Source organism: Asticcacaulis biprosthecium C19 (assembly GCF_000204015.1).
Lineage (GTDB): Bacteria > Pseudomonadota > Alphaproteobacteria > Caulobacterales > Caulobacteraceae > Asticcacaulis > Asticcacaulis biprosthecius.
Genome location: NZ_GL883077.1, coordinates 1,087,751 through 1,094,331 on the forward strand (window position 1 = coordinate 1,087,751; position 6,581 = coordinate 1,094,331).

The window sequence follows — 6,581 nt, forward strand, 5'->3', positions numbered from 1 at the left end:
GGCCAGGCCCTGATTCAGGCGCCGGGCCAGGCCCGGGCGCCCGACATGCCACGCGCCGCCTGCGGTGCCGTGCCTGACGCCCGCGTCGTCTCGCTAGAGGCCATTGCCGAACATCTTTTGACGCTTCACCGCGCAGGGGTATCATGACCGCCATGCCTACCAGCCTATCCACCGTCACCCCGGTGAACCTGCTGCTGGTCGACGACCGGCCAGAAAACCTGCGCTCGCTGGAGGCCCTGCTGCGTCGCGACGGCCTGAACATGCTCAAGGCCAGCTCCGGCACCGAAGCCCTGGAAATCCTGTTGAAACATGACGTCGCCCTGGCCTTGCTGGACGTCATGATGCCGGACATGGACGGTTTCGAACTGGCCGAACTGATGCGCGGCAATGAGCGCACCCGACGCGTGCCGATCATGTTCCTGACCGCCGGTACGACCGACCGCCAGCGCCGCTTTCGCGGCTATGAGGCCGGCGCCGTCGACTTTCTGGAAAAGCCGCTGGAAGCCGACGTGCTGCGCTCCAAGGTCGCGGTCTTTTGCGAACTGTATCTTCAGCGTCAGCAGATCGCCGTCCAGCGCGACAACCTGAAGGCCTTCGCTGAGGAAAATCTGCGTCTTCTCAAGGAAAGCCGCCGGTATGCCAATGCACTGAAGGAGGCCGACCAGCGCAAGGACGAGTTCCTGGCAACCCTGGCCCATGAGCTGCGTAACCCGCTGGCGCCCATCCGCAACGGCTTGCAGATCCTGCGCATGTCACCCGAGGGCGAACGCGCCGATTCGGTGCGCGATATGATGGACCGGCAACTGACCCATCTGGTGCGGCTGATCGATGACCTGCTGGACGTATCCCGCGTCAGCCGCGGCAAGATCGACCTGCGCATGGAATGCATCGCCATCCAGGAGGCGATCACCGCTGCGCTTGAGGCCAGCAAACCGCTGATCGACAGCGGTGGCCACGACCTGACGATCGAGGTGCCGCAGACGCCGCTGTGGGTCGACGGCGACCTGACGCGGCTGGCCCAGATTGTGTCGAACCTGCTCAACAACGCTGCCAAATATACCCCGAAGGCGGCCGGATCACCCTCAGCGCGGCCCAGGCCGGCGATCAGATCGAAATTCGGGTAACGGACACCGGCGTCGGCATCGAACCCGACATGCTGCCCAAGGTGTTCGAACTGTTCACCCAGGTCGATCAGCACCTCGACCGCTCACAGGGCGGTTTGGGTATCGGCCTGGCTCTTGTACAGAAGCTGGTCGAGATGCATGGCGGCACGACCGTGGCCAACAGCGACGGCGTCGGCCTGGGCAGCACCTTTACGGTGCGCCTTCCGCTGGCCTCCGAGCCGGGCGAAGCGCGCAGTGAGGCCGACTCGGCCAGGGACGATGCGCGGCGTCTGGACGTGCTCATTGTCGACGACAACACCGATTCCGCCGACACGACACGGTGGATGCTGGAGTTGATCGGGCACCGCCCGCGCGTCGAAAACAATGGCCCGGCGGCGCTGGAAGCGGTGCAAAGGCTTCGCCCGGACGTCGTCCTCCTGGATATTGGCATGCCCGGCATGGACGGCTATGAGGTGTGCCGATTGTTGCGCGAAATGCCCGGCGGCACCGACATGGTCATCATTGCCCAGACCGGCTGGGGCCAGGAAAGCGACCGGCGCCAGGCCTTCGACGCCGGCTTCGACCACCACGTCACCAAGCCGGTAAGCCTGGACCTGCTCAGTCGCGTGCTGAACGAAGCCGGCGAACCGCATGATATATGACCGGTGACCGGGACCACAATCATACTTACCTTTTTTTTACAATTCTTTAGTCCGAACGCCGCTTAACCCTTATTATAAAAAATTCATTGTGCCTGGGCGCAAGAGTCTGTTTTGGGGCATTCAGGGCAAAGCGGCGTGACAACACAAAACTGCAGAAATGGGGACCGCCATGGCTGATGGCTCCGGCGGAAATTCGGTCATGCGGGTCATGATCATCGAGGACAATGAAGCTCTGGCACAAACCACTGGCTGGCTGGTGGAGATGCTGGGCTATGACTACCGGCTGGCCCTGTCGCCGAAACAGGCGCTGGAAGACGTCAAGGGCTACCGGCCGGACGTTATCATGATGGACCTGGGTCTGCCGGGCATGAGCGGGTACGACCTGTGCCGCCTGCTGCGCCAGGAATCGGAACTTGCCGACACCGTTTTTATCGCCCAGACCGGCTGGGGCGAAGCCGAGCATCGCCGCCTGACGGCAGAGGCCGGCTTCCACCATCACCTGGTCAAGCCGTTGTATCTCGAGGCGCTTCAGGACCTGTTGGGGACGATCGAAAAGACACTGAACAAGGCGGGCGCCGAAAAGTAGTTCCAAGGCGCAACGCGACTTGGCAAGGGCGCCAAAAACGCATCTTGCCCGCCCGAGCGTGAGCGAGGAGCCATGGGGGGCGCCTAGTCCGGCGCTTGAGCTCTAAAACGGCCGATTTGACAGAGATTCTGTAATCGATTACAAAAATCGATGCCCAAGCTTTTTCCTGCAAGTGGTACGACCGCATGGTCGCATGCTTCAGGAAAACGCGTAAAAGCGAAATAATCCATAACTAGACGTTGCAGGGATCTCATCATGACTTTCAGGTTCGAACCGACGCGCCGCGGCATGCTGCTGGGCGCCATGGCCTTTGGCGGCTTGGCTGCGTGCAGCAAAACCAGCGAAAACCCGGCGCCGGCATCGGCAGGCCTGACCTCGTCCTGGCAACTGGGCATGCAACTGTGGACGGTCAATGCTGAGCTGGAAAAGGACATTCCCGGTACCCTGAAGGCCATCAAGGATCTGGGCTATGAGCTGATCGAAACGGCGGGCGTGCGCGGCACTTCGGCGGCCGAGTACCGGAAGCAGATCGAGGATGCCGGCTTGAAGATCCGCGCGGCCCACACCAGTATGTCCAAGCTGATTGACAGTTTCGACAAGGAAATTGCCGATGCTGTGGGTCTGGGTGCCGAATGGCTGGTGGCGTCGTCGCCGAAGCCCGGCGCCAATTTCGACCCAAAAAAGGACTGGGTCGTGGCCATGACCGAGGCCATGAACGCCGACCAGTGGAAGTTTAATGCCGAGCACATCTCGAAGATGGCGCCCAAGATCAAGGCCGCGGGCCTGAAGTTCGCTTATCACAACCATCCGATGGAATTTCTCGACCTTGGCGGTGGCCAGACCGGCGAGGATATCCTGGTCTCAGCAGCCCCGGCGGATGAGTTGCGGCTGGAGCTGGATATCGGCTGGGTGGCCGTTGCCGGCGCCGATCCCGCTGCCACCATCCGTAAATATGCCGATCGCACCGACCTGCTCCATATCAAGGACATGGTAAAGGATCCGGCGGAAGCTTCGGGCTGGCGCTCGGTCGAGGTCGGCGCGGGCGTTGTCAAATGGGCCGAGGTCTTCGCGGCGGCCAAGGAGGTCGGCGTCAAGGCGTGGTTCGTTGAACAGGAAGCGCCCTACAAGAAGCCGATCCTGACGTCGCTGGCCGAGAGCCGGGATTATTTGCGGAAGCTTTAATAAATTCTCTCTCGCCTCAGGTGGGGAGAGGGAGCGACAGAGCTATCCCGCCGTTACATCGTCGAGACTACGTTCCGGTCTCTCATCGCCCACCGTGCGCAATTCCAGCCTATCGAGCACCAACCCGCGCACATGCCGCGCCCATAAACCCCAGGCGGGCGTAATCCCGAACATCGACGGTTCCGGATAGGCGTCCGCCAACGCCTCCGGCATGACCTTTGGCGCGACACCGCCGCCGCGATAACTCAGACGCACGTCCTGCAGGACGACGTCTTCAATCGGATGACCGGGCATACCCATGAGTATGGCGCAATAGTCCGCCAGCACATCCTGCGCCGTAAACCGCCGCACCGTCACCCGCCGGATTACCCCGGGGGCGGCCCCTTCCGGTGCCCGCAATCGGGCGCCCACGCGCAGAAACAAGGGCGCTGTCGTCACCTCCTGCAAGATGACATCCTCGACCGTGACGTCCTCGATCACCCCGCCATCGACGGTTTCCAGCGCCAGTCCACGCGAACGCTCGAACCGGCAGTCGCGGATTGTAATCCGCCGAAAATCCCCGCTCGACTCCGTGCCGATCTTGATACGGCCGGTTACCCGGTCGCGGTCGGGCGAAAACGCCTGCGTCCGACCGAACGTTCCGTCGACCATCGTCCCCGGATCGTAGCCGCTAACGACACAGCCTTCGATCAACACATCTTCGACCGCCCGGCGCTCGCCCAGGGCAAAGGACGACTTCAGCACAATCGCATCGTCATTGGGCGTATTGACGCGGCAGCCGCGCACCACCACCCGCCTGCAGCCATCGATGTCCAGCCCGTCGCGATTGGTGTCGATGCTCAGGTCCTGACAGACCAGATCATCACACCCGGTCGCCAACAGGGCAAAATGCCCGCCACGCACAATGGTCAGCCCGCGCAACACGACATTTCGGCAGCGCTTCAGCGAGATCGCCTTGTTGCCAAGGCCCTGCATGGCGGAGACCTCGGGCGACAGTTCGGCCATGACTTCGGCCGACAGACCGCGCATTGACAGCGGGAATTCGCCGGCCTGTTTTTTCCACTGCGAGCCTGGCCCCTCGCGGGTCAGGCCCATACCGTCGATCACGCCATCACCTTCGATAACGATATCACTCAGGCCTTCACCCCAGATCAGGCTGTTGCGCCAATGCGAATGACCGAAATCCTGGTACAGGTCGAAGGGATTGTCCTCGGGCAGGTTGTAACCCTTGCCGGGCGCCGCCTCCAGCACCGCGTCGGCCGCCAGGTGCAGGGTCACCCCGCTGATCAGGCGGATCGAGTGGCTGAGATAGCGGCCGGGCGGCAACAGGACCGTGCCGCCGTTGGCCGCAGCCTGAACCGCGGCATTGATAGCCTCGGTGTCCAGGGTGACACCGTCGCCGGTGGCGCCGAAGTCGCGGACGTTGCAGATCATCCGCGGCTGCGGCCCCACAGGCGCTCGAATTTGAACCCGGTCAGGTCCTCGACGATCTGCTTGCTCTCCTCGGACTCGGGTTCCGTTTCACCGGCGCGCAGGCGGTCGACCTCCTGCATCAGGATGCCGTGGGTCCTGGCATTAAGGTGGAAGCTCCAGGAGATAATCGCCCCCAGCACCATCATCAGGATCGGCCCGCCGACCATGACCATGACAACGGACTGCACGGCTTCTGACGTCTGGACGACGGTGGTGCCGGCCGGCGCCTTCGACGGCGAGATGTAGCCGCCCTGTTCGATTAGCCAGGTGGTGGCGAAAATGGCGCCGAACTGGGCCATCTTGCGCGTAAAGGTCATGACGCCGGCAAAGATGCCTTCGCGGCGCTGGCCGGTCACGGCCTCATCGACGTCGGGCAGGTAGTTGTAGACCGACCACGGCACAAAGTTCAGCGTGCCGCGCCCGAGGCCCGCCAGGACGATCGGCGCAAACAGCCACAGGATCAGCGAACCATTGCCACCCGTAAAGGCGGTGAAGATGTTGCCGCCAAGCGCCTTCAGGTCAGCATCGAATCCGGCCGGGCGAACCAGATAGAAGACAAGGTAGAACACCAGGGCGGCACAGAAGGCGCCGGCTGCCAGGCGGTAGGCAACCGTGGGCCCGATCTTGATGACGATGGCGATAGCGATCATCACCGAGATCAGTTGGGCGACATACATGGTGGTCATCAGCTGTGAGATGATCAGGGTCGCGCCCATCATCACCGTGGCGACAAAAATCGGAAACGCCGTGTTGAAAATATCCTGCGACAGGTAGCCACCGAGATAGATGGCGATATGCTGACGGAAAGCGCGCAGGCGCAGGGTCGAAAACAGATCGCCGAACATCTTGAACGGGATCATCAGGGAGGTTTGCCAGTTCAGCGGTTCTGGCTGGATCAGCTTTTCGTCCTCAGTGTAGGGGCGCTCCCAGGTGAACAGCACAACCAGCAGCACCACCAGCGAGAAGATGACGCCGAAAATGGCGGCCATGATGAAAAAGGTGTTGGGCGAATCCTTGCCCAACTGGCCGATGATCAGGGTCGGCAGATAGGAGGCCAGGATGGCCGACGATTGGGCGACGATCATCCGCGCCCCGGCGAACTTGGCCTTCTCCTTGTAATCCTTGGTCATTTCCGCAGCCAGGGTTTCCCAGGGAATGAGGAACATGGTGTAGAGGAATTCGAAGAAGATGAAGGTGATCAGGTAGTACCAGAAGGTCTGACCCGTCACGAAGATCAGCGCGAAGCTGGGCAGCAACGGAATGGTCAGCATCAGGAAGATCTTGCGCCGGCCAATCTTGCGCCCGATCCAGGTGTGACGCAGATTGTCGGAAATGTAGCCGATCAGCGGACAGGTAATGGCTTCGATCAGGCGCGGCAGACCGACGATCAGCCCGGCTTCCTGGATGGTCAGGCCGCAGAAGGTGACGAAGAAGTACACCAGCCAGCCGGTAATGACCGCCTGCGCCCCGGCACCCAGCATATCGCCGGAGCCCCAGGCCCAGTGGTTGACCCATGTCGTCTTGCGCGCCTGCATAACAGTACTCCCATTTTGTTTTTTCTCCCTCTCCCCACTT

General features: G+C 61.9%; 6 protein-coding genes. 4 read left to right on the plus strand and 2 right to left on the minus strand.

What is annotated here, in order from left to right:
• Window positions 1-143 precede the first annotated feature (143 nt).
• The 4 genes from ABI_RS26100 to ABI_RS05425 all read left to right on the plus strand — a co-directional run bounded on the left by ABI_RS26100 (window position 144) and on the right by ABI_RS05425 (window position 3,533).
• Window positions 144-1,124: a hybrid sensor histidine kinase/response regulator gene (locus ABI_RS26100; RefSeq protein WP_006271847.1), complete on the plus strand. Its 981-nt coding sequence runs from the start codon at window positions 144-146 to the stop codon at window positions 1,122-1,124.
• A complete protein-coding gene (locus ABI_RS26105; protein ID WP_245531331.1) occupies window positions 1,115-1,765 on the plus strand; it encodes an ATP-binding response regulator in 651 nt (216 codons plus the stop codon). The genes ABI_RS26100 and ABI_RS26105 overlap by 10 nt, the downstream gene beginning before the upstream one ends.
• 169 nt (window positions 1,766-1,934) lie before the next feature.
• Window positions 1,935-2,351: a response regulator gene (locus ABI_RS05420; RefSeq protein WP_157138707.1), complete on the plus strand. Its 417-nt coding sequence runs from the start codon at window positions 1,935-1,937 to the stop codon at window positions 2,349-2,351.
• 255 nt (window positions 2,352-2,606) lie between these two features.
• A complete protein-coding gene (locus ABI_RS05425) occupies window positions 2,607-3,533 on the plus strand; it encodes a sugar phosphate isomerase/epimerase family protein (protein ID WP_245531298.1) in 927 nt (308 codons plus the stop codon).
• Window positions 3,534-3,575: 42 nt separating this feature from the next.
• Here the strand turns inward: ABI_RS05425 and ABI_RS05430 are convergent, their stop codons facing one another.
• Window positions 3,576-4,967 (minus strand): rhamnogalacturonidase, encoded by a 1,392-nt coding sequence (locus tag ABI_RS05430; RefSeq protein ID WP_006271851.1) that lies wholly within the window; start codon window positions 4,965-4,967, stop codon window positions 3,576-3,578.
• Window positions 4,964-6,541 (minus strand): MFS transporter, encoded by a 1,578-nt coding sequence (locus tag ABI_RS05435; protein ID WP_006271852.1) that lies wholly within the window; start codon window positions 6,539-6,541, stop codon window positions 4,964-4,966. Before ABI_RS05435 ends, ABI_RS05430 begins: the two co-directional genes overlap by 4 nt.
• Between the last annotated feature and the right edge of the window lie 40 nt (window positions 6,542-6,581).